Consider the following 23,519-nt stretch of genomic DNA (forward strand, 5'->3'; position numbering starts at 1 on the left):
GCAATCCACAGCGCGAGGTACATCTGCGGCACTTCACCCTGCGTCGCAATTGGGGACGGGCGTGCCCATAACCTCATCCGGGATACCTCGCCTGCCCGCTTCCCGAGGCGCTGGCCGTTGCCGCCCTCTGAGCTCAGCACCGAGTAGAGAACGTACGCATCGTACCTGTGCTCGGCCGCGCCATCAGGCATCTTCAAGGTCGGGCATCTGCGGATAACACGACAAATCTCATGCAGCACTCAGACTTCAAAATCGAAGTGCGGGGCGAGAATCGCTTGAAACAAAGGACCAGTTCCATGCGTAAGGAAATCTTTGCTGCCGCTTTTGCGGCTCTCTCATCGAGTGCCGTCTTTGCCCATGCCGAACAGCTGTCCGGATCGCCGGTCGCCGGCAAAGCCGAAGCAGTTCTCCCATTCCGGGTCCATGTGCCCCACGCAGACGTCGCCGACATGAAGCAACGTCTCGCGGCCACCCGTTGGCCTGACAAGGAAACGGTCGTCGACCAATCGCAGGGCGCTCAGTTGGCGAAGCTCCAAGAACTCGTCCGCCATTGGGCGACGGAGTATGATTGGCGCAAGGCCGAGGCGAAATTGAACGCCTTCCCGCAGTTCAAGACGACCATCGACGGCGTGGATATCCATTTTATCCACGTACGCTCGCGCCACCCCAACGCCATGCCGCTGATCGTCACGCATGGTTGGCCCGGCTCGATCTTCGAGCAGATCAAGATCATCGGTCCGCTCACCGACCCAACGGCGCACGGCGGCCGGGCCGAGGACGCCTTCGACGTGGTGATTCCTTCCTTGCCGGGCTACGGCTTCTCGTCTCGACCCACCGAAACCGGATGGGATGTGGAGCGCATCGGCCGTGCTTGGAACGTGCTGATGAAGCGGATCGGGTATACGCGCTACGTCGCCCAGGGCGGCGATTGGGGAGCGGGTGTCGTCGAGGCGATGGCGCGGCAGGCGCCGACAGGACTGCTCGGCATCCACACAAACCTTCCGGCGGTGTTTCCACCCGACGCTGCCGAGGCGATCGCTACCGGCGGGCCCGCGCCTGCGGGACTGACCCCGAAGGAGCGCGCGGAATTCGATGCCATGCAAGGGTTCATTAAGAACGGGGGCTGGGGTTACCTGACGATGATGAGTGCGCGACCGCAGGCCGTCGGCTACGGCTTGACGGACTCCCCCGCCGGCCTTGCCGGATGGATGCTCGTGCACGGCGGGTTCGGGAAATGGACCTACGGCAAGGATCCGGAACAGCGCCCTACGCCGGACGAGGTGCTCGACAATTTTTCGCTGCATTGGCTGACCAACACCGTCTCCTCCGGGGCAAGGCTCTACTGGGAGAACCGCAACCAGAATCTAATCAGCGCTACCGCGCAGAAGACCGATGAGATCACCATCCCGGTGGCGATTACCACCTTCCCGGACGACGACCTGTTCCGGGCGCCGGAGACGTGGGCGCGTCGCGCCTTCCCGAGCTTGATCTACTTTCATGACGCCGAAAGGGGCGGCCACTTCCCCGCCTGGGAGGAGCCGATGATTTTCACCCGCGAGCTCAGGGCGGCGTTCAAGCCGCTACGTGAACTGAACTGAGACGAGTGCGCTGTGGCGCTTGCCGCCGCGCTCTCTCCAATAGTCGGACCCTTAGACACAAAACCTGAGGAGTATGCGATGACCACGCAAAACAAGACGCCTGCCGGTGTTGCGGCTGACTCGTTGATTACCACAAGAGCCGCCGACCAGAACGCGGGAAAAATCCTTGGCGGCTCGGCCGGAGGCGGTGCCATGCCAGCGCTGACCGCCAAACTTTTCCTCCCCGAGGACCTTGAGGATGTCAGGAGAACGAAGAAGCTCGGGGAAAGCGATCTAAGTGCGCTTCAAGCCGTCGCAGACTGGATCAAGACCTTCGTGGCCAGGCCTCACAAGGATCTCGGCCGCGCTGGGCCCGTGTGTCCCTTCGTGCCTCAGGCCTGTAAACGTAAGACAGTTTGGCTCGCTCCTGAGCGGATCGCCGACCGGAGCGTGCTAGAAATTGTCCAGCTCATAAGGGTCTACCAGAAACTGTTCCTGGAGGCTCAACCTGTTGATGGCGACGATGCGACCTACAAATCAATCATCGTTGTTTTCACCGATTTGTCGGCGGATCGAGCAAAGGATCTCTTTGACGACGTCCTACAGCATTTTGGAGTTCCGTCCTATGCAGAAGATGGACTGGTGCTGGGAGGGTTCTACGCAACCAACGAGGGGTCTGCGCTATACAACCCCAGCTTTCGACCGTTCACTGCGCCCGTGCCGTTTCTGCTGATGAGACCAGCGGTCATCAGCGACTGGAAGTTCTTTTTGGACAATGAGGACCGGCTCAACCTTTGGGCGCGTCGCTATGGAGAGTCCGCAGTCCCGGCTCTCGCTGAGGAATTACGCCGCTTGCCGTGGCGCGCGAGGCGCGACCAATTCGAAGACACATGCCAAGAGTCGTCCGGAAAGCGTCAAGCGGCTACGTCGCCGAGCTAAGGCGGCGGCGCGCGTCGACCCGCTGGCCTGACAAAATCCTGCACTCATCAAAGAAGGACAATGCACATGACCATGCTCATCAAGACGCTTGCCGCTGTCGCGGCTGGCACCGTGCTCGCCACGAGCGCCTTCGCCCAGACCGCGAGGGAGATCCGCGGCGCTTCCCCGTACGTCGCCATCGAGAACGAACCTGCACCCAAGCTGATTGTGGATCCCCCGCTTCCGGAGGGGCTGGCTATAGGCGTCTACTGGGCCCAGTACCGGGTGGAGAACCTGCGCATCGTACCCGTGTTCGGGGCCGGCGCCCTCCAAGTGTCTCCACGTATAGGACATCTGCACGTCATTGTCGACGACTTGCCCTGGTGGTGGGCGGATGCGAGTGACAACAACACGGTCGACATAGCCGGTCTGCCGCCCGGCGAGCACAAGGTGAAGATCGCGTTGGTGGACGCTAATCACAACTTCATCCCCGGACAGGAGGTGACCCATACATTCACCGTGCCCGCCTCAGCGAAATCGACCCACGCCCATAACGGCAATTAGAGGTGATGTGCAGCAGGGGGGCCGAGACATCTCATGAGCCCAGCCCCGAGAGGGATCGCCACCAACACCGACCAACCTCGATGCAAGCGCGAACCAACCAAGGCTGCCGGTATCAATGTCGTGGACCGTCTGAAGCGGACGTGACCGCAGCGCTTGAACAAATTCCATGCTGAAAAACAGTGAAGGAATAGACCTATGCTCAAGAACAAGACGGTGCTGATTACTGGTGGCGCTTCGGGAATCGGTTTGGCCTCTGCCAAGCTAATGTACGAGGCCGGCGCCCGAGTGGCGATTACCGGTAGAAACCAACCCAAGCTGGACAAGGCACGCGCGGCCATCGGTGATGACCTGCTGACGCTCCAGGTAGACGCGCTTTCGACGGAAAGCCTGCGCAATATGGCGGCCCGGATCAAGGACGCGTTCGGCGGCCTGGATGTGTTCTTCGCCAATGCCGGCGTGGCATACACAACCCCACTTTCAGATGCGACCGAAGAAGCGTTCGATACCCTCATGGATACGAACGTCAAGTCGGTCTTCTTCTCGCTTCAGGCGGTGGAGCCGATCATGCGTGAGGGTGGTTCGGTCATTCTGAATACCGCATGGCTCAACCAGGTAGGCGCCCCTGGCCGCGCTGCGCTTTCGGCATCCAAGGCGGCGGTTCGTTCCTTCGCCCGGACATTCTCGGCGGAGCTGCGGCCGCGGCGGATCCGCGTCAATGCTGTGAGCCCCGGTCTTATCGATACACCCATTCTCAGGGGCGTCGGACAGTCGGAGTTCCCCGGTCAGACCGAGGCGGAGTTCAAGGACTACCTTGACGCGGCTGCGAAGCAGATTCCGTTCGGCCGGCTGGGTCGCCCCGAGGAAGTAGCAGCCGCCGTCCTTTTCCTTGCCAGCGACGCGTCAAACTACATGCTTGGCTCGGAACTGGTCGTGGATGGCGGCCTGGCTGAACTGTAGGAGAAAGTGACGCTCGGCCTTCGCGTGGAACAACGTGCGAAGGCGAGCACCGAAGGAGCGGTGAAAGGTTTCATCAAAAAGGCCGCCCTAACAAAGCATCGCGAGCATGCACATTCTGATGGGTCCGCTCACGACAGCGCAAGGAAAACTGCCATGCCTTCTAGCAGTGGGTCAGTTCGCCCTGGCCAGGATGCCAATGCATCGTCAATGCCTTGGCTGGTCTCCTGGTTGTTGCTGGGCCTGCTCGGCTTCATCTGGGGCACCAACTTCCTGTTCATGAAGATGGCAGTCGCCGTTGTGCCGCCGCTCGAAGTGGCGTGGCTGCGAACTATCTTCGGCGCGCTCCCGATCGCTGCCTTTGCCCTCGTACGAAGATCGCTGGCGAGAACCGACTGGCGCTTTGCGCATCATTTCGCTGCCATGGCGCTCCTCGCCAATGTCGGCCCATATGTCTTCTTTGTTATTGGTACGTCGCACCTTCCGTCCGGTGTTGCCGGGGTCATCAGCGGAGCTATTCCCTTCGTGACAGCAGCGATCGTTGCGATCGCGCTTCCCGCCGAGCGCCTGACCCAGGTCAGGGCGCTCGGCTTGGGGATCGGGTTTGCAGGTGTCCTTCTCGTTGCGCCGCTCGGCCGTGGAGCAGCCATGGCAGGCGGCGGCTCGCCGCTGATCGGGGTGGCTGCGATGTTAGCCGGATCGGTGAGCTACGCACTGGCTTTGGTCTATGCGCGGCGGTTCATGGTGTCGCTCGGCCTGGGTCCGGTCAAACTGGCGACCTACCAGATGCTGTTCGCAGTTGTTCTGCTGGCCCCCTTTGCAGCCCCGGGACACTGGAGTGAGCTGGCTGTCGAACCCGAGGCGCTGCTGGCGCTCGTCTTCGGGCTCGGCCTGGCCGGGACCGGGATCGCCTTCGTCATCTATTACCAGCTCATCCAGCTCCTGGGGGCATTAAAGGCCGCATCGGTTTATTACATTCCGCCGGTCGTCGCTCTCGTGGTTGGATGGGCATTCGCTGGTGAGACGATAACGCTTGTCCAAGCGATTGGCGCGACTCTCGTCATGGCAGGAATTTTCTTTGCAATCCGGGATAGAGCCGGGTGAAATCCCTGCGCGTGCAACGTCGTTAAAGGGGCGGGAACTTGCCTTTGTCATCTATCCTAGGAACGTCCGGGAAGGGTCAGATCACGTCGATGCTCCCATGGGCCTGAAGGTCCGCTTCTGATAATCCGAGCCTCGAAGCTGCCAGTCAGCATTTGATGCGGTGGACGGCTCTCCTCCGCCTTGCGGCTATGGTCGCGGGGCCAGAGTTGGAAGGAGAGCTGAGATGGAGAACGTTACGACGATTGGTCTGGATATCGCGAAGTCAGTGTTTCAAGTGCACGGCGTGGATGCTGTGGGCGCGGTGGTCATCCGAAGGAAGCTGACCCGTGGGCGGGTCCTCGGGTTCTTCGAGAAGCTGCCCCGATGTCTCGTGGGGATCGAGGCATGCAGCTCCTCGCACTATTGGGCGAGAGAACTGATCACACGAGGTCATGACGTGCGGCTGCTGCCGGCACAGTACGTGAAGCCCTATTTGAAGCGGCAGAAGAACGATGCGGCCGATGCAGAGGCCATCTGCGAGGCGGTGACCCGGCCGACGATGCGTTTTGTGCCGGTGAAGACGCCCGAGCAGCAGAGCGTGATGATGTTGCACCGGGTTCGGCTGATGCTCAACCGCCAGCGCACGCAGGTATCGAACGCGTTACGGGCCCATCTGTCCGAGTTCGGGGTCGTGGCGCCGATCGGGCGGAACGGAATCGAGCAACTGCTTGTCGTCATCAACGACGATAATGACACGAGGATACCGGCCGACGCGCGACTCTGCCTGCGGATGCTGGAGGCGCAGCTCAGGGTCGTGAAGGAGCAAATCCTCGAGAACGACCGAAGGGTCCGGGCGAGTGCGCGAGAGACCGAGCTTGGTCGCAGGTTGATGGAGATCCCCGGCGTGGGTCCGCTGCTGGCGAGTGCATTCGTCGCGACTGTCGCCGATGCGCACGTATTCAAGTCGGGGCGCTGTCTGTCGGCCTGGATTGGACTCGTGCCGAAGCAAAATTCAAGCGGGGGCAAGGAGAAGCTCGGCAGCATCTCCAAAGCCGGCAATCGCTATCTGCGCCAGATGCTTGTGGTCGGCGCGATGGCGGTGATCCGCCATGCAGAGCGGAACGGGACCAGGCGGCCATGGCTCGTGCAGTTGATGGCGCGGCGAACGACCAAGGTTGCGGCGGTTGCACTCGCCAACAAGACCGCCCGGATGGTCTGGGCACTGATGACCAGCGGTGAGCGCTACAGGGAGCCGATCATCGCATAGAACGAGACAAGGCGCGCGATCGCCGACGAGGTTGGAAAGGGCGGACAGGAGCTAATGCACAAAGCCGGTTGATACCGCCGGATCGGGAGAACCCAATTGGGCCGTGCACTTCGAGTGCGAGCTTTCGATCGGGACCTGAGCCGCGCGAATGGCATTATGGCCAGCGGCGCATGAAATGCCGCACCTACAGGTCGGATACATGGCCGCACCAACCAGCAACGCAAATGCTCAAATAACCCTTGCCAACGGAGAGCCGTCCATACACGGCCCAAAGGCCGCCGGTCAGCAATGCGCCTCGTTTCGAACCTTCACGTCTGCATCTCGCCTCCTGAAAGCCGACTTCGTCGTGCAGGTTACGGATCATCTCGATCCGAGAGACCGCGTCGGCGGGTGGAACTATCGGAAAGACCGAGCACGGCATGAACATGCAGACTGGTTTGCCGTCATCTCCAGCCGCAATGTCGCTGATCGCGCTCAGGACCGCGCACTGCTCGGCAACGGGAACTTAATCACTCTTCGATCTTTATCGGCTTCAAGCCGCGGCGCTCCGCATACTCAATAAGAGCAACCTCGATCACTGCCGTCATTGAACGCCGGTCAACTTCCGCAAGTTTCTGCGCCAACGCTAAGATCGCCGGATCGAGGCGGGTTGTGAACGGCTTTTTCGTCATTTCCACTCAGTGCTTGAACTTCGCGCGCGGCTGTGCATAGATACGCACGTGCAAAGCAAGTGCTTTGCACGTGCAACGGCTAATCAGAACGCAGCAACGCTCTGATTAGCCTGACCAAACCCAAGCTGGTTGGAGCTCGGATCATGGCTGATTCCGACAATACCACGACTTTGCCTTTCGTCACGTGTGGACGGAAGGCAAGGAACTGTCGTGCCTGCGATTGAGCAAACCTCAGGTCGGATGCAAAAGAACGGGAAGGGTACAGTAGCCGATCCCGCTCTTGTTCTGTCTCAGGCCTGGGTAGAAGCCCATGCCCAGACCTTGGTGCTTTGCCTTCGACAGCAGCAGTTCGAAGCCGAGCTCGCCCTCAGCGTCGGCTTTCCTTCCGCCAACATCGTTTTGCCGGACAGCAGTGAACGCGACGTGTCTTCCTTGGAGGATTTAGAAGACGTCTCGGCTCCGACGACTATCGATGAGATAAGCCGGACTGAAGCGGCCAAAGCATCAGCCGAGCATTGGGCGCGATGGCGGGCGAAAGATGCCGACCTTGGCTATTCGGCGACGAAAGAGGCCGAGCAGCAGGCTGCCGATAAAGAGCAGCTTCTTCTCGATGAGTTGGCAAGGACGCCAGCCAGCACCATGGCGGGTGCGATCGCCAAGCTTTCGGTGGTCTTGCGGGAAATTGAAGACAACCACGATGCTTCGGATTTTCCCCTGCCGCACATCCGTTCCGTCTTGGAGGACCTGACACGGGTCACCCATCACAACGCGCCTGAAGGATTCCGGCCTTCATCCGATGCTGAGCATCATGGGACCAGGGACATGCCCGTTGCTGAACGCGGCACATCAGGAGGCAAAAAATGAAGAGCAAGCCTCTTTCCAACGAACACGCGGTACGCAGGCATCCTGCCCAAGACGGCGCACGCCTGGAAGCACCGGGCGAGGATTTTGCCGGACGGATGACTGATGAGGCACACCGTTGTGCCAGGGAACTCTCGGCGTCCGCGCCGTTTGAGAAGGATGGCAAAGCCATGCCAGTCGGGGCGGGGGCAGAGGCGCTGGCTGCGGTGATGAACAAGCGGTTTGGCGAGATGGCTCCCACAGTCACGGCCTGGTGCGCAATGCTTGCCTGGAGCGAAGGCACCGATGCGAGCTACCGAATGTGGACAGACGTCTTCAAGACCGTGCGTGCCGCGCGGTAACCAAGGTCGTGACGATCGGTGCCGCCGAGACATCTTTGCAGCGTCCCGGTTCCTGCCAACGTCAATCCTGAAATTCAGGGATACCGCCCCGTTCTTCGTCGACTTAGAAACCCTGTGCAAAACAACAGGACCAAGGCCGATGATACGGATTTCGCGCAGCGGCGCGGCGCAAGCGCATGCGATTTCGTCAAGACGATCCGCAAATGTCGTGACTTGCAAATTCTTGCGCCGGACCGCGCTCAGTCAGCGTGACTTCGTAGACACCCACACTGCCGGCGGCAATGCCAACTGGGGTCGATGAAAAAATCGCCAGCGCAAGGGCCTGATTTTCGCTGCCAGCCCTGACCGATCCGCGTTCAACTGTAGCACCGGATCCGATGCCCAATATCGCGGTTGATATTTCGATGAAGCGGCAGCCGCGTCCGATCCGACGATCTCATTGCCAGCCAACACAACGGCAGGACGCTCTCCTTCCCGCTGTAAGTCACGCGCCATGTTAAAATTCAAGTCAAGCACCCCGAAGAGAATCGCGACCCATCGGCGTCGCCGTTGCCAGACGTTGGCCCTGATCGCTGCTTCGCAGGCTCGCAACGGTGGCTGGCTGACAACGCGCAGCCTTGAGATCAGGCTTTTCGTGGCACGATTGTTGGAACGGCGCGCGACGCGTCGATTGGTCAATGCCGTGCCAGGAAGCAGCGAGGAAGCCAGGGAAAAGCTTCAGTACATGATTGCCTTCCTGATCGCGGACGGAGACGATGTTCAGCCCGGAGACATCGAAAAGGTAACTGATACGCTGAGACAATTTCGTTTCGACATCCGCGCACACCTCAATCGAGATATTCTTTCAAAATATTTATAAGAGTCGCGCGCCGACGACGGACCACGCCAGCGGGGCAAACGGAGAGTCGATCGTCGACTTCGTTCGCTGTTACTATCTTGGGTTCGACAAATATCCAGCCTTGTTCGCAGTGCTACAGAGGCGATTGAACGCGGGGGCGCTCGCGAAGGGGATGCGGCGAAGTTAGTCGCTTGAACACCGCGCCAGCGTGCGCCACTATGCCGTGCCGTCCGCCCGAACAGTGACGGCATGCCGCCTCGCCGACATCAACACTCCTCAACTGCGGCGGGGCGGCACACCTCAATCGATTGACTGTCTGTCGTTGCTCCTTGGATTGGGCTCGTCTGTTAAACGGACGCGGTGGTCAACCGTCATCAGGCTTCATCGCACCAAGTGACGCTGCCCGCCTTCTGACGACGCTTTTCATAGCAAGCAAGCTGGTCGAACCTTAGGTGCAGGAGTTCGGCTTCACTGTTTTCGGACGTGGCTTCGGAGACATTCGCGTCGTATTCGAGGGCGTAAATTTCGATCCGGCCAGGGATTGGACAGAAGCCACAATAAGACACTTAAATCGCTCTTTCGACACCTATCGATCGACGTGCCTCGGCCTGTTCCTGGCATCCGCGAAGGGCGGGGAAATCTCACTCTCCCGCTCGGCAAGCAGGTTGAAGTCCGCTATCGGCTTTCTGGACAATGTCCGGTCGATCGCTTTGCGGCGCCACTCGTCCATGTCGAGCACATAGGTTGCCCACATGCCGTGGCGGGCGCTCTTCGCGCGGTCCTGCCAGACCAAATACGCCTGAGGGGAAGCCGTCGTGGTCCGCGCCCAGCCGACGCGCAGCATGTCGATCGCGAGATCGCGGCCCTTCGCGACGCAACGTCCGACAAGGGCACTGGCCTCAGCGGAAGCGCTGATCGTACAGGTGACCCGGTTGTTGCCGAGCGAGCGTTTCAGCCACGCCTTTGCCAATGGACCGCAAGGCACAGGCTTCGGCATCGTGGTTTTGCCGTGTCGCGTCGGGTCGTAGGACCATTGCGGCACCGCGCAAGCGTCAATGCCGGCGAGCCTGACTGACCTGGCTTGCTCGGAAAACCACAGCGTGCGGCCGTCGATGACGGATGGGTGTCCGGAGATCGCCGACAGGGCAGCACCTGGATCAGACCTGGGAGACGGCGTCGCCTTTGAGTCGCGTTGCTGCATCATATCCGCCGCCGCTCCGGCCGAGGGCAAGGCCACCACCAAAAGGACCATGAGGCTGCCCTCGACTGAACGTTTCATCGGGCGGTGTCCAATCCGGCTCCAGCCTGTCCGAGCAGGATCGCGGGATGCCGAACGTCTTTGAACTGCCAAAGACCGGCACGTCTCTCACGCGCCCGGTGTTCGGCCACCGCGTAGGGTGGATGAAGAGGCAAGCCGTCGCGCCCCAGCGCTGCGAACGCGAAGCCCGACATTATCATCAGGTTGGCGAGATCGAGACGATCGGATCCAACCGTGGCGTAACAGGCGACGTGAATGGCAGCGTTGGTTTCGGCTACCGGAGCGCACACAGGACGGGTGTCGGCAATGTAGGCGGCCAGCACCGCGAGGGAGGCTTCGCCGCAATCGCGGCGATGACCACCTTTGTCCGTGTAGAGGGTTCCACGCAGGCAGGACTGAACACCGTAGAGACGATACGTCTTGTTGGCATCGATCCAGCTGTCGCCGCTCTCGAGTGTCACGCCCGCCCGAAGTGGAAGAAAGACTGGAGCGGCTGCGGCGGCAGGCAGGGCGGTTGCCACGGCGACAGCGAACAGAGCAGGGCCTTTCATTGCGACTTGATCCGCGGATCGGCCCACATGCCGAAACCGCCGCGTCCGATTCTTTCAGCTTCGGCAAGATCGGGGCGGCTCGGCGAGCCATCGGGTTTCTTGGCGATCCTGTGCGTTCCGACCGAAACGAGTTGCTCTTCGAACATGTCAACGGAATCGAGGCTGCCGGGATAATGATAGTAGCCGTAGCAGGTCGCATCCTGGACGGGAGCGCGGATCTCGCTGACGAACGCACGGCAAAAGATCACCTTCGGCGACTTTAGCCGCGTCTCAAGGCCACGTCTGGCGAACGCATCGCAAGGGCCGGCGAAATCCTCCTGCCGGTTGACCATGTCGCCGTGACAAGCTTCGATGCCATAAAGATGGATGGTAACGTCAGCGTCGACCTTGAAATCCGTCGTTGAGATCGCCTTGAAGCCGGTGGCCGACGCAAAACCCTTGCGTTCGGCGACGCCACCTTTTCCATCGTAATATTCCACAACGAGCACGGTCTTACCCGGCGCTGCGAGCGAGCGGACATAATCCGCGTTGACCGGCCCGGCCGCACGCGCCGCGACAGACAGCGCCAGAGCAAGCGACAAACCCGCAACACTACAGCCCCTCATGTCAGACAGCCTCTGTGGCATCCCTCACATAAACATCAAAAGCCCGCGCCGATCATGGCGTTGTGACCGGTCACGCTGTTGTCACGCTGCGTAATGTATTTCAAAATTCTACAACGCTCAGATGTACGTGGGCCTTCCTGGCGGAGGCAGTTCATCCGGCCTGAGCCTCTGAACCGCGCGAATTGTATCGCGCAGGAGGCTTGAGTATGACACCGCGCAGATTTCAACGGTGGACCGAAAGCGATCTGGACCAGTTGCGTGTTCTCGCACGCAGACACATTCGTGTGCCCGCAATTGCACGCATACTCGGCAGAACTATAAGTTCCGTCCGCACCAAAGCGTCGGCCGAGGGCATTCGCCTCATCGAGGCCTAGTGGATTGCCGCTCTTTTTAGGTGGGCGCGGCAGCCTGATTGCTCCGCCCAAAACAACAGCGTTTCCTGTGTATTAATCTCATTCGCGGTTGTCGCGACTTGACGTTGCGTTAGGGTTGACGCTGCGGCGGACCTTAAGGGGGATTCGCCAGGCCGGTGCCGAGGGGGCATTCCTCCCTGCCTCCTCGGTGTCGGCTGTCTGGCTCACTTGCATAGGTCAACGGCCGGTTTATCTGGCATTCGCCCTTCTTGTTACCGCTTTCGCAATGACGGTAACAACAATCCGCTGGCGGCATTTCCGAAAATGTGCTATTACCGCTTCCGCGAAAACGGTAACAACGCCCATGCAGAAGATTCCTCACACATACCAGACGCTCTACAGCGAACTCGCGCAGCGGTCGCTAGATGCCGCGTTCACATCCGAATTCAATGTCAACGGCCGTTTCATCACAGCAGAGGTGAGGGGGCGCAGGTATTGGTACTTCGATCTCCCAGATGATGAGGGTGGCAAAAAGCGAACCTACGTCGGCCCCGTCGACGATGCCCAGATCACGAAGCGGGTCGAGAACTTCAAGGACTTGAAAGCCGACATCCGTGAGAGACGAAAACTGGTTTCAACGCTCGTTCGCGAGGCCTACCTGCCGAGGCCGGAAGGGAAGACCGGTGACATCGTGCAGGCATTGGCCGAAGCCGGATTCTTTAGGCTGCGCGGTGTTCTGGTCGGTACCGTCGCATATCAATGTTACCCTGCCGTCCTTGGTGTCCGTCTGTCCAGCACATCAATGGTGACGGGCGATGCCGACTTCGCCCAATTTCATTCGATCTCTGTTGCCGTCGACGACAAGATGCCTCCGGTGCTCGAAACCCTGAAAGCGGTCGACACGACATTCCGGGAGATTCCGCACCAGGCTGACGGCCGTTTCACAACGCAGTTCACATCCCGATCAGGCTACAAGGTCGAATTCCTGACGCCCAACACGGGATCAGACGAATACGGCGGCCGTCCGGCTCCCATGCCTGCGCTTGGCGGAGCTTCGGCGCAACCGCTGCGCTTTCTCGATTTCCTGGTTCACCAGCCGATCCGCGCCGTTCTCCTGCACGGTGCCGGGGTCCCCGTGAATATCCCGTCAGCCGAGCGATTTGCCATCCACAAACTGATTGTTGCCAGTCGACGTCGGACGGACAACGACGGAACGGCTAAAAGCCGCAAGGACAGGGCACAGGCGGCGACCATCATGGAAGCAATGATCGAACAACGGCAGACAGCAGACCTAGCTGATGCATTCATCGAGGCCAACGACCGCGGCCCTGCCTGGAAAGAGGCCATCCGCAAAAGCATGGATCAGATCGAAGACGATACCCGGGTGCGTATCCTGACGGCCCTTGCAGGTGGCATCAGGAAACTGGAACGAGATCCTGCCGAATTCGGCATCGGTGAAGCGGCGAACATCACCTCTGGGTGACGGCCGCAGCTTCGTGCTCATCCGCAGGGACGACCTTTAATGGCTCAATCGGCGTTGTCGGCGGCGGGTTGCCCACCGTCCGTTTGAAACGAATAGCCACCTTTTACCTTGACGACCTCCGTTTCTGCACGGGTTTCAATGATTGTCCTGATTGCAGCCTCAGTCTTCGATTTCTCCTGTTGCGATGCGTATTGGTGCTCCTTGCCAGGGAACAAGGTCCACCAGTCCACCAGCTTCCTGCGTTTGCCCGCCAGATAGACGAAGCCTTTGAAATATCCGCTGAAACCGTAGTTTGTGTGCCCGCGGGCCGCAGCAAGGCGTCCGAAAATGTCAGACTTAGGCTGGATCTGAATGTCGCCGTCGTTCGGCGGCTGCTTCCGGAACGCCCAGGTGTGACCCTGGATCGTTGCTACCATGTAGCCTTTGCTCTCGAATTCAGCGGCTTCCGCGGGTTCGATCGTCACCTCGTCATAGTCTTCCTGGTCCCAGTCAATGACGCGGCCGGTCAGTCGGATTCCGTTCATTTGTCTGTGGCTCCTGCGGAAAGCTTTGGGAACGGTCTGCGTTGTGTAAGGCCTCAGTGCTCATGATTGCACAGGGAATGGTCCGACAGCGCCCGGATGACGTAGCAGTCGCCGACGGTTTCGCCCGTGCAGCAGGTGGCGATGCGCGCCAGTTCCTTTTCCAGCTTCTGCAGCCGGACGATGCGCTCCCGTACCGACGCAAGCTGCTCCGCAGCGATCCTGTCGGCGTTGGCGCAGGGCTTGTCGGCATGCCCACTCAGGTCGATCAGCTGGCGGATGGAATCGATGGTGAGGCCAAGGTCGCGGGCATGCCGGATGAACGCCAGCCGCTCCAATTCGCCCTTCCCGAAGCGCCTCTGGTTGCCCTCCGACCGCTCGGGCACATCGATCAGACCCATCTGCTCGTAGTAGCGGATAGTGGGGATTTTCACGCCCGTGCGCCGGGACAGATCGCCTATCGAATACATTGCCGTTTTTCCTCTTGAATCTCTAGCTGCTAGAGCAATTAAGGTGTGCGGGAAGCAAAGACAACAGGTGATGCATGAACCCTTCCCCTACCAAATCCCGCGACAATCCCGGCGTCATCGCACCGCCCCCGCTGGTGTTCGCGGGAATCCTGGCGCTCGGCGTGCTTGCCGACAGGTATGTCACCGGAGCCTCGATTGCCGTGCCTGCTTTCGGGAGGCAGGCACTGGCCGTTGTCCTGGCTTGTGCGGGGTTTATCTTTCTTGGCGGTGCGCTCGGTCTCTTCCGCAGGGCGGGCACACGGGCCGAACCCTGGCAGCAGACGACCGCGATCGTCACCGGCGGTGTCTATCGGTTTACGCGCAACCCGATGTATGTGGGCATGGCCCTGGTGTACGCCGCGATTGCCGTCGCAGCCGGCAGCCCGGTCGCGCTCCTTTTGCTTCCGGCCGCGGTCCTCGCCATCCATTACGGTGTCATCCTCAGGGAGGAACGCTATCTTCGGGCCAAGTTCGGTGCCGAGTACGTTGAGTACAAGTCAGGGGTGCGGCGTTGGCTTTGAACGGCGCGATCTTTTCGCTTGAACCTCTAGCTGCTTGAGCATGTAGCCTCGGCGGAATTGAAGAACCTTTTCGGAAAGACATCATGGCAGACCTCGCCACCCAGACACGGTACCGGGTCACCGGAATGGACTGCGCGTCCTGCGCGTCCAAGATCGACACGGCCGTGAGGCGGATCGACGGCGTCGAGGATGTCTCGGTCTCTGTCGCCAATGGCAGATTGACGGTCACCCACGGCGGCGGGGTAACGAACGAAGCGATCGTAAGGCAGGTATCGAAACTGGGTTATGGAGTGAGGCCTGCAGAGGATGGCCAAAAGGCGGATTTCGGGCGGCAGCACGACCGGGAGTCCCCGCACGATCATGGTGCGGAGCAAACGGAGACCCTGTGGCAGTCGAAACGAGCGCTGTTGACCATCGCTTCCGGTGTTGCCCTGGCGGCGGCATTTGTGATCGGAAAGCTTGTTCCCACAACCGAATACTGGGCTTTTCTCGCGGCACTGCTGGTCGGTCTGGTTCCGATCGCGCGGCGGGCAGTGACGGCCGCCCTTGCCGGGACGCCGTTCTCCATCGAGACGCTGATGACGATCGCGGCCGTCGGCGCGGTTCTGATCGGTGCCGCCGAGGAGGCCGCAACCGTCGTGCTCCTCTTCCTCGTCGGCGAACTGCTGGAAGGCGTGGCTGCGGGACGCGCCCGGGCAAGCATCCAGGGATTGGCAGACCTCGTACCGAAGACCGCGTTGGTCGAGCGGGAAGGCCGGACCGTCGAGATGGCGGCAGAAAGCCTTGCGGTCGGCGACGTGATCGTCGTCCGCCCCGGCGACCGCATCCCTGCAGACGGCGAGATCGTCGAAGGGTCGAGCGAGATCGACGAAGCGCCCGTCACCGGTGAAAGCACCCGTAAGCGGAAAGGCGAAAAGGACGCGGTGTTCGCGGGAACGATAAATACCGATGGCGTTCTCACGATCCGCGTGACGGCAACGGCCGAGGACAACACGATCGCCCGCGTCGTGCGGCTGGTCGAGGAAGCACAGGAGAGCAAGGCTCCGACCGAGCGGTTCATCGACCGCTTCTCCCGCTATTACACGCCGGGGGTTTTGGTCGTCGGCGCGCTCGTGGCCGTGGTGCCGCCGCTGCTGTTCGGTGGCGGATGGAATGAGTGGATGTACAAGGGCCTCGCGATCCTGCTGATCGGTTGTCCCTGCGCTTTGGTGATTTCCACTCCCGCCGCGGTGGCAGCAGGTCTTTCGGCAGGCGCGCGTCGCGGCATGCTGATGAAGGGAGGGGCTGTCCTCGAGGGCTTCGGCAAGATCACAGCCGTCGCGTTCGACAAGACGGGCACACTGACCAAGGGAAAGCCCGTCGTAACGGACGTCGTCGCCTACGGGCGGAGCGAGCGTGAAGTCCTGTCGATCGCAGCCGCCCTCGAACAGGGATCGAGCCACCCGCTTGCCGTCGCCATCCTGGAGAAGGCGAAGACGGATAAGGCACCAATACCTCCGGCGTTCGGAGCGAAGGCGGTCTCGGGCAAGGGGGTCGAAGGCAATGTCGGAGGCGTGGCGCTGTTCCTCGCCTCCGCCAAGGCGGCTGCCGAACGCGCATCCCTTTCCCCGGAACAGGTTGCCCGCATCGAAGAATTGAACGGCCAGGGGAAGACGGTCTCAGTCGTGCTCGCCGCCAATTCCGTTGCGGGCATGGTCGCGATGCGCGATGAGCCCCGGGAAGACGCGAAGATGGGGCTGGCGGCCCTTAGGGACCTGGGCATTCGCACCGTGATGCTTACCGGGGACAACCGCAAGACGTCAGAAGCCATTGCCGCGGGCCTTGGTGTCGAGGCACGGGCCGAACTGCTGCCGCAGGACAAGCAGCGGATTGTCGGCGAGATGCAGAAGGATGGCCTCAAGGTGGCCAAAGTTGGCGACGGCATCAACGACGCTCCCGCGCTCGCGGCGGCCGACATCGGCATCGCCATGGGTGGCGGCACCGATGTGGCGCTGGAGACTGCGGATGCGGCAATCCTTCATGGGCGCGTCCGGGACGTTTCGCTTATGATCCTTTTGTCGCGGGCAGTGATGGTGAACATCAAGCAGAACATCGCTGTCGCGCTCGGGCTGAAGGCGGTCTTGCTGGTGACGACGGTTATCGGCGTCACGGGCCTCTGGCCGGCCATTCTCGCCGACACGGGCGCGACCGTGCTGGTGACTGCAAATGCAATGCGACTCCTGGGTTGGAGGGGGCGCTGAAGGGAGCTGCAAAAGAACTCGACATCACTGACGGCGAGATCGAAATCAAGTTCGGCAGCGGCTACACCGTCACCTGAATAAGGGATTCGGATGGCAAGCACGAACAAGTCGCGTTCAATCTTGGATCGCCGAAGGCGAACGATCGCGGCATGGCTTGGGCGGCGGCTTTGGAAATCATCAGGAGCCGGAACGAAATGCAGCCCGCCGAAGCGGCCTGATCACGAGGTGGGGAAGAAGGGCAAGGCAGGGAGGGGGGCCTTTCCTGGCCGTAGCGGCTCAGTCTCCGCCGCCTCCGCACCCGCCGCCGCCACACCCACCTCCACATTCAGCTCCGCGCCGCAGCCACCGCCGCACCAGGTGAGTGCGACACGTATCCCTGGAGCAAAGGCAGGCATCTCGGCATCATATTACGTCGACGCCGGTTCGCACACCGCTGATGGGACGCTGGATTCGGTAGCTGGCTTGCAAAGAATAAACCGTCGCACACCATTCTGTTTGACTTTGCCAGCGGCGTTGTGGAAGCAGACGTCCAGTTCCCAGCCTTGAGGGCTCTGACTGGCGGTGACGATGGTGAAACCATCACCAGGATGGAACGATGCGGTTACCTCGCAATGATAGGGCTTTGGGCCCCAGTCTACCTCACGGAAATCGAAGCCGTCGGGTTCATTAAAGTCCGCCGTTATGCCATTGGCGAAGGGAAACGGCGAATAGAGCGCCGCGCTGTGCACCGAATGCACCGTCACTGTATCCCCCTGGGGCGAGGTCAATGTGATTTCCGCGGTCATGCCAAGATGCTCGTCGCCTGACAGGAAGACCAGATTGCTGATCCTCTCGTCGGAGATGAATTTCAGCAGCCTATGCATGGAGCGCGGATATCCCTCCCAGACGTCCGAATGAAGCGCCCGTCCTGGATCCTCAACGGAGCAAAGCCGCCGTGGTAGTAGCAGCGACGGCGTTAGCACGAACTTCGGTCGATCCGCAGGTTGTGCAAGCATCCAACTGCACAAAGATTGGAACTGTCTCTCACCCATAATGCGCGCACGGCGCCAGTTGCGCGCATTTCGCCCTCCGCGGCGAGTCCGTGTGTCGCTTAGAAAGAAGGGGAACCCTTCATGGACGAACGAGCGCCAAATGCTCACATTGTCGGACTCGAGGATACCACGCTCATAGCGAAAATACGCTCTGCGCCCCCGCTTAAGGGTGCTTTCGGCGATTTCATCCGAGTCGGGATCAGCATTCGGATCGGGATCGTTCGGCGCCCAGTTATCGCTAATCTCATGATCGTCGAGCATGGCCTCGACCCTGAGGCCAAAATTCTGCCGCACGCTGTTGACGCCGCGGCTCTGAGCACGCCTTTCGTGCGGTATACGGAATTTCTCGTCAAGAATTTTCGGGTCGAAGAGGCCGGCGGTGGCGTCCGTGTAGATCTGATCGCCAGCCAGCAGGAGTAGCGTAGGGGAATCGCGCAGACCCAGCCGGTCGCCAAGTGACAGCAGCGATCTGTCGGCCGGACCGGGTGTGGCATCGACACCATTCGGCATGGCGTTGAGGATGTCGCTCGGATATTGGCAACTGGCGAGCGCGAAGGTTACTTTTTGCGCGCTGTCCTTCTGCAGCGTCGGCAAGTCGTGCAGTTCGCCGAGAGGCCCGCTATCGATCAGGCCCCCGCGCAACTGATCCAGCCGATCGCATCGAAGAGCCTTGTCGATGCACTCCGCGTGCAGCGCGCCGCCTAGCATCGGGCTAATGGCGTGAGCCGCCGACGCTGGTTCTGGATGGCGCGCCGTTCCACCTATGCCCTCAGCTTGGTGATAGATCAGGAGCAATAGGACTTGCTTGGATCGCGGCCATTTCGAGGCCGATGCCTCGAAAGTGTAGGGAAATTTGGATCCTCGGCTTAGGTCCTCCCGTTTAATCTCGAGCCCAATATAGAGCGGCTCGAGCGCTTGGGCACTCTCCGAACCTTTCGGCATTCGTCGCTGTAGCTTGTCGGCTTGGCCCTTCCGTGGTTCCACCGGCAGGATCCAGGCGCCTAGCGGAACACCGCTGCCACTTGTGTCGGCTGCGGCGATCCGGATCTTGTTGCGACGCACGGACACGCTGACGCCTAGCGCCGGCGCCCTCGCCACAAACGGGAACGGTGCCTTTGCGGTCGCCAGATCGACAGCGTAGTCGGCCATAAGCACACGGGATATTCCGGGCTTCTGGGGCATCGCTTGCACCTCTTCGACCTTCTCTGCATCCGGCTGTCCAAGGTAATGCGCGATGACGTCGCAGATACTGCCTGCGTGCTTGCCGATGAGGCAGTCCTGATGACCGTGACCGTCGATCAACCAGGTCAGATAAGAGGCCCGGTCGAGCACGAGATGCGGGCCTGCCGCGGTTTCGATCAGTTGCTTCATCGCTTCCGGCGGCAGAGTCTGTTCGACGGCCTCCGCCAAACCGTTGAGATAACGAACGTTGGAAGCGGCAAGCAAGTTGCGCATCAGAGCGAGTGTGGCTGGGTCGACCAGCCCGTTCTCCTTGCCGTGGATTGACATCATGGGGAACTGCAGTCGTTCCTGCACCCGGCTCGGCAGCACATAGCGGTTGATGCCATCGCGATCGGTAACCGTGTTGTAGCCGACGAAATGAATGACCTGCGAAATCGTCTGCACACTGATCGCGCCAAAGAAGTCGTCAAGGTGGTCGAGCACTTCATCCGACACGTTTTTAAGCGCAAAGGTATTGGCATAAAGAGCATCCATGCGGTGCCGCGTTCCCACCCAGGGCGTCGCCTTGCCGAGCGGCCAACGTGGATTCTCGCGGCGAAATTCCTCGGGCGTTACCCCCATCGCAGCCAGCCCACGGTCGAGCAATTGATCGGTAAGGGGCAATTCACCGCGCGGGCTGAACTCGTATTTCTCAAGCGATAGGAAGAAACGAACATATCGCATCAGATACGCGGCGAGAATGTTCGATGGGCTCATCAGCATCGCAGGTCCCACCTGCGAGAACACCACTCGTCCGATCTTCCTTGGCATATTTTCGGCAAACGGGAACCTTTTCTGAAGCTTCCCTTGCGCTAGCACCTTGGGGACTTGCTGTAGCTCGGTATCCGGTTCGTCGACGCCGAGCATCGCCATGCTGAACATCGCGGCGCCCATGCAATGGGCAACCACGTCAACTCTGCCTGCGTTAGTAGTCTCAAGGACGCGGTCTATGGCGATTGGAATATCCTTCTCGGCCATAACCTCGAACGGCCAGTCGCCGGTGGCGGTCGGCAGGCCCGCGCTGGTGCGCAGATCCAGCACCCAGACATCGCGGCCGGCGTTGTAGAGCGTCTCAACCAGATTGCCGGGAACGGCCGGGTGGGCGAAGGTGGTTCCACTGGCACTATAACCATGAATCAACAGAACTGGCCGCTGGGGAATGTTGCAGCCAGGCTTGCGCCCGGAGCCGTCATAGCGAGCCAATCGGATGCGAACGGGAAAGGCGACGCTGCCATCGACAGTCAGCCAGTCGATTTGGGGCGAGCCGATGCCCGGCAGGGCGCCCGGCAGCCGTTGCGGCTCCCGGTCGGCCGGTGCATCTGGCTTGCGAAAACTCAGAGAATGGACCTCGAGCAAAACCCGCAGCCCGTAGAGCGCCAGTGAAAACAGGTCGATCCAGGCGGCGATTCCGTCCTGTTGGTCGACCACCCGGATCAGCGGGACCGACTGCTTTGCCAAGTAGCGTTTGTTCAGTGTGAGCTTTGGCCGGGTGCCCGCAATTCCCGTCGTCATGTCCGGGAATTTCTCCAGCGTCATCTCCATAGCCTGCGTCCAGGGGCTGGCGAAGCGCGCATAGGTCAGCCGTTTCACGCCCCGGATCGCCCGCCCCTTGAAGTGGGCCGCGTCGAGTTCCCCATCGTGCAGGACCTTGGCATTGTCGATGCGCAGATCGTATTCCACGAGCCGCATTCCTCCCGAATGCGTCAAAAGGAGGAAAATGTCGACAAAGTATCGCCACCAAGGTTGCCCCTTTTCCATGTGCGGTGGCATCAGACGCAGCCTTCTCTGGCGGGCACGGATTACACTGTGGGCAATGTCGCGCATCCCGCGATTGTTGATCCATGCCCAGAAGGACCGCGTGATACGCCGAATTGGCCCGGAATCTTCCAGCGCAAAGAGGCTGAGCGTGCCGGAAATCTCCGCAACCATGGCGACATCCGTCGCTTCGTCGACTTCGTCCGAGACGGCGTCGAAAGAGCACCTCTTGCGAAGGATACGCAAGCGTCCCTTGCCTGGTTGTCCAACCCGGCCGGGCGCAATACGCATACAACGGCCGCCTTTTGGCGTGTCGCGCGCGAGCAGTCGTGCGATCTCCACCGGCTCGGTCGTCAAGGTCAGCTCGACTTCATGCGTGTTCGGGTTGCCGGCTCCGTCATAGAGCGTCACGCAGCCACGCACCTGCTCAGTCAGCTCAATTTGCGTCTTCACCGGCTCTGTGTCGACGGTCGGCCTGACAAATGCCGGGCGACGGCCAGACTTCGCGGCGCTCCCATTTTCGGCTTCGGTCAGGCCGCCGCCCGTCAGTTGCCAGGCCTCCTTCAACTTGCCGAGCGCTCTCAAAGCGAGCGTGGCAATCGTGAGCGCCGGATTGATTCCTAGCGAGGTGGGTATGATCGATCCATCAAGCACAGCCAGGCCTTCGAAGGTGGCGGGATCGACGGTTGGGTCGCCCGGCTCTTCGGCGATGAACACTTGGCCCCATTGATTCGTTACGCCTGCATGGAAATCGGAGCCCATAGCGCAGCCGCCAAGCGGATGAACGGTCACCGACGGCCCGCGCTGACGGCCGAAGATTCCTTCGAGCTTTTCCGAGAGCGGCCGCCACAAAAGATTGTTGACCAGTCGCCCACCCGTCGGCTTGATCAGCGTGGCGAGCATCTCGTGTTGCTTTGCAAAGCGACTGTCCAAGCGCAGTTCTGGCCATCGCACCGTCAACATGCCGTCCGCATTGTCGGGATCGTGGGGATTTCTATCCGCCATCACCAGTTCACCGTCGGCGCTATCGCGGGCAATCATCGCAAGCACTAATGAGTCTCTGATCGCATCGGGGTTGACCGAAGCGGTATCGGGCCGTGGTCGATCGCGCCGGTGCTTCGACCAATCGCCGGAGACCAGGTTGTTGATGGCGTCGAACGTCGTCGTGCTCTCTTCGAACAGTCGGCGCAATGGACCGGGCACCGCGAGATCTTGGATAACGACATCGGTCTCAGGGTTGCCCTCGCGCAGGTCAATCATGGCGGTAATCGTAGGGCCGACGCTGCGGCTAACGTTTGGGTCCAGAGGATCTGTCGCCTCATCGGCCACCGCGTTTACGTTCTTGCCGAGACCGTAAGCGACGGCGATCATGTCGCCGTTGGCTGAGAAGCGGCGCCCTACCTGCGGAGAGATCGGAAATGTTATGTCGTCATGCGAGCGTTTCAGAATCTCGGTCGAGCCAAAGGTGCCTGCAGCCAGGATAACCCGTCGGGCGCGAAGGACGAATGGTTTGGGCTGGCGATCGCGCAGGTGCGCGTCTGTGTGGTTGACCTCGATCAACCAGCCTCCTTGTCCCCGTTCGATCGGCTTGATACGCAAAACCGTCGCACCGGTGACCATTTTGACGCCGGCATTGCTTGCCCGGACAAGCAGGTTCAGGTCGAGCGAATTTTTGGCGTTATGGTTGCAGCCGGTCGCGCAGTCTCCACACAACAAGCAAGGATCGAGCGTGACACCAGCATGGTTGTCGCCGGGGTTCGCGGCGATCGTCACATGAGTCTCTTTGAAGGTTGCTGGGCGGAGTTTTTCTCCGATCTCTGGCTGAAGTTTGTTGAATGTGTGCGAGTGGAGTTCGCGCAACGCGTTCGTCTTGTCGAGCTGCTTGGGGATCTCGTTGGCGAAGCGCACAGCTCCGAGATAATCGCTAACGCGCTGAGACAGGGAGAAGATCGCCTCAGTGTCATCACGGATCCCTTTAGGCCAGCCAGCCTCCGCGAACACTGGGCGGATCGGCATTTCCATGACACCAGCATTAATCAACGAGCCTCCGCCAAGGCCTGACGCCATCAAGGCCACTGCATCTGCGCTCCAGCGCAGGTCGTAGAGCCCGTCCAGCGTGCCGCTCTGTCGCTTAGCCCCCGGCGTCACGAAACGCACGTGACCCGGCAATTCCGACATACGCGAAGGGAACATACCGGCCATATATTCCTGACCCCGTTCGAGGACGCAGACGCTCAACTTGCCATTGTCATCGACGCAGCCGCCGAGTTCGGCGGCTGCCACGGCGCCGCCGTAACCGCTGCCGACGATCAATACATCGAAAAAGTCTGTTCCTTGCTCGTCAACCAACGATGTTAGACTTGAAGAGAGCCAACTCGCTGCGCGCTTGAAGGCGGG

At 60.7% G+C, this 23,519-nt stretch carries 19 protein-coding genes; 12 read left to right on the forward strand and 7 right to left on the reverse strand.

The window, feature by feature from the left end:
• Window positions 1-296 precede the first annotated feature (296 nt).
• The 6 genes from F3H98_RS24355 (at window position 297) to F3H98_RS24380 (ending at window position 6,363) form a co-directional block, all read left to right on the forward strand.
• Window positions 297-1,598 (forward strand): epoxide hydrolase family protein, encoded by a 1,302-nt coding sequence (locus tag F3H98_RS24355; protein ID WP_149762983.1) that lies wholly within the window; start codon window positions 297-299, stop codon window positions 1,596-1,598.
• A 78-nt stretch (window positions 1,599-1,676) separates the two neighbouring features.
• Complete coding sequence (locus F3H98_RS24360; RefSeq protein ID WP_149762929.1) at window positions 1,677-2,516, forward strand: DUF6875 domain-containing protein; 840 nt, start codon at window positions 1,677-1,679, stop codon at window positions 2,514-2,516.
• Between the two features lie 66 nt (window positions 2,517-2,582).
• On the forward strand, window positions 2,583-3,059 hold the full coding sequence (locus F3H98_RS24365; protein ID WP_188130545.1) for a DUF6130 family protein: 477 nt from the start codon (window positions 2,583-2,585) through the stop codon (window positions 3,057-3,059).
• 195 nt (window positions 3,060-3,254) lie between these two features.
• A complete protein-coding gene (locus tag F3H98_RS24370) occupies window positions 3,255-4,016 on the forward strand; it encodes an SDR family oxidoreductase (protein WP_149762931.1) in 762 nt (253 codons plus the stop codon).
• Between the two features lie 6 nt (window positions 4,017-4,022).
• Entirely contained in the window at window positions 4,023-5,117 is a 1,095-nt protein-coding gene (locus F3H98_RS24375) for a DMT family transporter (RefSeq protein ID WP_149762932.1), read from the forward strand.
• Window positions 5,118-5,340: 223 nt separating this feature from the next.
• Window positions 5,341-6,363 (forward strand): IS110 family RNA-guided transposase, encoded by a 1,023-nt coding sequence (locus tag F3H98_RS24380; RefSeq protein ID WP_149762933.1) that lies wholly within the window; start codon window positions 5,341-5,343, stop codon window positions 6,361-6,363.
• A 509-nt stretch (window positions 6,364-6,872) separates the two neighbouring features.
• On the opposite strand, the gene F3H98_RS24390 is transcribed toward F3H98_RS24380, so the two are convergent.
• Window positions 6,873-7,034, reverse strand: a complete 162-nt coding sequence (locus F3H98_RS24390; RefSeq protein ID WP_149762934.1) for a toxin-antitoxin system HicB family antitoxin — start codon at window positions 7,032-7,034, stop codon at window positions 6,873-6,875.
• Between the two features lie 210 nt (window positions 7,035-7,244).
• On the opposite strand from F3H98_RS24390, the gene F3H98_RS24395 reads away from it, so the two are divergent.
• The 3 genes from F3H98_RS24395 (at window position 7,245) to F3H98_RS24405 (ending at window position 9,095) form a co-directional block, all read left to right on the forward strand.
• The gene (locus F3H98_RS24395; RefSeq protein ID WP_149762935.1) at window positions 7,245-7,898 is read left to right on the forward strand and encodes a hypothetical protein; all 654 of its coding nucleotides are present in this window, start codon (window positions 7,245-7,247) and stop codon (window positions 7,896-7,898) included.
• On the forward strand, window positions 7,895-8,236 hold the full coding sequence (locus F3H98_RS24400) for a hypothetical protein (protein ID WP_149762936.1): 342 nt from the start codon (window positions 7,895-7,897) through the stop codon (window positions 8,234-8,236). The genes F3H98_RS24395 and F3H98_RS24400 overlap by 4 nt, the downstream gene beginning before the upstream one ends.
• Before the next feature lie 493 nt (window positions 8,237-8,729).
• A complete protein-coding gene (locus tag F3H98_RS24405) occupies window positions 8,730-9,095 on the forward strand; it encodes a hypothetical protein (RefSeq protein WP_149762937.1) in 366 nt (121 codons plus the stop codon).
• 565 nt (window positions 9,096-9,660) lie between these two features.
• Here F3H98_RS24405 and F3H98_RS24410 read toward each other — a convergent pair.
• Genes F3H98_RS24410 through F3H98_RS24420 form a run of 3 tightly spaced genes read right to left on the reverse strand, consistent with a single transcriptional unit; the run spans window position 9,661 to window position 11,488 of the window.
• Entirely contained in the window at window positions 9,661-10,353 is a 693-nt protein-coding gene (locus tag F3H98_RS24410; protein WP_149762938.1) for a thermonuclease family protein, read from the reverse strand.
• Window positions 10,350-10,883: a thermonuclease family protein gene (locus tag F3H98_RS24415; RefSeq protein WP_149762939.1), complete on the reverse strand. Its 534-nt coding sequence runs from the start codon at window positions 10,881-10,883 to the stop codon at window positions 10,350-10,352. Before F3H98_RS24415 ends, F3H98_RS24410 begins: the two co-directional genes overlap by 4 nt.
• On the reverse strand, window positions 10,880-11,488 hold the full coding sequence (locus F3H98_RS24420) for a hypothetical protein (RefSeq protein ID WP_149762940.1): 609 nt from the start codon (window positions 11,486-11,488) through the stop codon (window positions 10,880-10,882). Before F3H98_RS24420 ends, F3H98_RS24415 begins: the two co-directional genes overlap by 4 nt.
• A gap of 717 nt (window positions 11,489-12,205) precedes the next feature.
• On the opposite strand from F3H98_RS24420, the gene F3H98_RS24425 reads away from it, so the two are divergent.
• A complete protein-coding gene (locus F3H98_RS24425) occupies window positions 12,206-13,324 on the forward strand; it encodes a nucleotidyltransferase family protein (protein ID WP_149762941.1) in 1,119 nt (372 codons plus the stop codon).
• Between the two features lie 44 nt (window positions 13,325-13,368).
• On the opposite strand, the gene F3H98_RS24430 is transcribed toward F3H98_RS24425, so the two are convergent.
• Window positions 13,369-13,848, reverse strand: a complete 480-nt coding sequence (locus F3H98_RS24430; RefSeq protein ID WP_149762942.1) for a hypothetical protein — start codon at window positions 13,846-13,848, stop codon at window positions 13,369-13,371.
• 53 nt (window positions 13,849-13,901) lie between these two features.
• The gene (locus F3H98_RS24435; RefSeq protein ID WP_149762943.1) at window positions 13,902-14,315 is read right to left on the reverse strand and encodes a MerR family transcriptional regulator; all 414 of its coding nucleotides are present in this window, start codon (window positions 14,313-14,315) and stop codon (window positions 13,902-13,904) included.
• A gap of 74 nt (window positions 14,316-14,389) precedes the next feature.
• Between F3H98_RS24435 and F3H98_RS24440 the strand changes: the two genes are divergently transcribed.
• Both F3H98_RS24440 and F3H98_RS24445 read left to right on the forward strand, forming a co-directional pair.
• Window positions 14,390-14,875 carry a methyltransferase family protein gene (locus tag F3H98_RS24440; protein WP_149762944.1) on the forward strand — a complete coding sequence of 162 codons (486 nt, stop codon included), beginning with the start codon at window positions 14,390-14,392 and terminating at the stop codon, window positions 14,873-14,875.
• Window positions 14,876-14,958: 83 nt separating this feature from the next.
• The gene (locus tag F3H98_RS24445; protein WP_149762945.1) at window positions 14,959-17,115 is read left to right on the forward strand and encodes a heavy metal translocating P-type ATPase; all 2,157 of its coding nucleotides are present in this window, start codon (window positions 14,959-14,961) and stop codon (window positions 17,113-17,115) included.
• Between the two features lie 407 nt (window positions 17,116-17,522).
• On the opposite strand, the gene F3H98_RS24455 is transcribed toward F3H98_RS24445, so the two are convergent.
• The gene (locus F3H98_RS24455; RefSeq protein WP_149762947.1) at window positions 17,523-23,471 is read right to left on the reverse strand and encodes an alpha/beta fold hydrolase; all 5,949 of its coding nucleotides are present in this window, start codon (window positions 23,469-23,471) and stop codon (window positions 17,523-17,525) included.
• Window positions 23,472-23,519: the final 48 nt, after the last annotated feature.

Origin of the sequence: Neomesorhizobium albiziae (genome assembly GCF_900114255.1) — a bacterium.
Lineage (GTDB): Bacteria > Pseudomonadota > Alphaproteobacteria > Rhizobiales > Rhizobiaceae > Neomesorhizobium > Neomesorhizobium albiziae.

Excerpts from the sequence above, each read along its gene's own strand:
- F3H98_RS24355 (WP_149762983.1), top strand. The coding sequence starts at position 297 with ATGCGTAAGGAAATCTTTGCTGCCGCTTTTGCGGCTCTCTCATCGAGT.
- F3H98_RS24360 (WP_149762929.1), top strand. The coding sequence starts at position 1,677 with ATGACCACGCAAAACAAGACGCCTGCCGGTGTTGCGGCTGACTCGTTG.
- F3H98_RS24365 (WP_188130545.1), top strand. The coding sequence starts at position 2,583 with ATGACCATGCTCATCAAGACGCTTGCCGCTGTCGCGGCTGGCACCGTG.
- F3H98_RS24370 (WP_149762931.1), top strand. The coding sequence starts at position 3,255 with ATGCTCAAGAACAAGACGGTGCTGATTACTGGTGGCGCTTCGGGAATC.
- F3H98_RS24380 (WP_149762933.1), top strand. The coding sequence starts at position 5,341 with ATGGAGAACGTTACGACGATTGGTCTGGATATCGCGAAGTCAGTGTTT.
- F3H98_RS24390 (WP_149762934.1), bottom strand. The coding sequence starts at position 7,034 with ATGACGAAAAAGCCGTTCACAACCCGCCTCGATCCGGCGATCTTAGCG.
- F3H98_RS24400 (WP_149762936.1), top strand. The coding sequence starts at position 7,895 with ATGAAGAGCAAGCCTCTTTCCAACGAACACGCGGTACGCAGGCATCCT.
- F3H98_RS24405 (WP_149762937.1), top strand. The coding sequence starts at position 8,730 with ATGTTAAAATTCAAGTCAAGCACCCCGAAGAGAATCGCGACCCATCGG.
- F3H98_RS24410 (WP_149762938.1), bottom strand. The coding sequence starts at position 10,353 with ATGAAACGTTCAGTCGAGGGCAGCCTCATGGTCCTTTTGGTGGTGGCC.
- F3H98_RS24415 (WP_149762939.1), bottom strand. The coding sequence starts at position 10,883 with ATGAAAGGCCCTGCTCTGTTCGCTGTCGCCGTGGCAACCGCCCTGCCT.
- F3H98_RS24420 (WP_149762940.1), bottom strand. The coding sequence starts at position 11,488 with ATGAGGGGCTGTAGTGTTGCGGGTTTGTCGCTTGCTCTGGCGCTGTCT.
- F3H98_RS24425 (WP_149762941.1), top strand. The coding sequence starts at position 12,206 with ATGCAGAAGATTCCTCACACATACCAGACGCTCTACAGCGAACTCGCG.
- F3H98_RS24430 (WP_149762942.1), bottom strand. The coding sequence starts at position 13,848 with ATGAACGGAATCCGACTGACCGGCCGCGTCATTGACTGGGACCAGGAA.
- F3H98_RS24435 (WP_149762943.1), bottom strand. The coding sequence starts at position 14,315 with ATGTATTCGATAGGCGATCTGTCCCGGCGCACGGGCGTGAAAATCCCC.
- F3H98_RS24440 (WP_149762944.1), top strand. The coding sequence starts at position 14,390 with ATGAACCCTTCCCCTACCAAATCCCGCGACAATCCCGGCGTCATCGCA.
- F3H98_RS24445 (WP_149762945.1), top strand. The coding sequence starts at position 14,959 with ATGGCAGACCTCGCCACCCAGACACGGTACCGGGTCACCGGAATGGAC.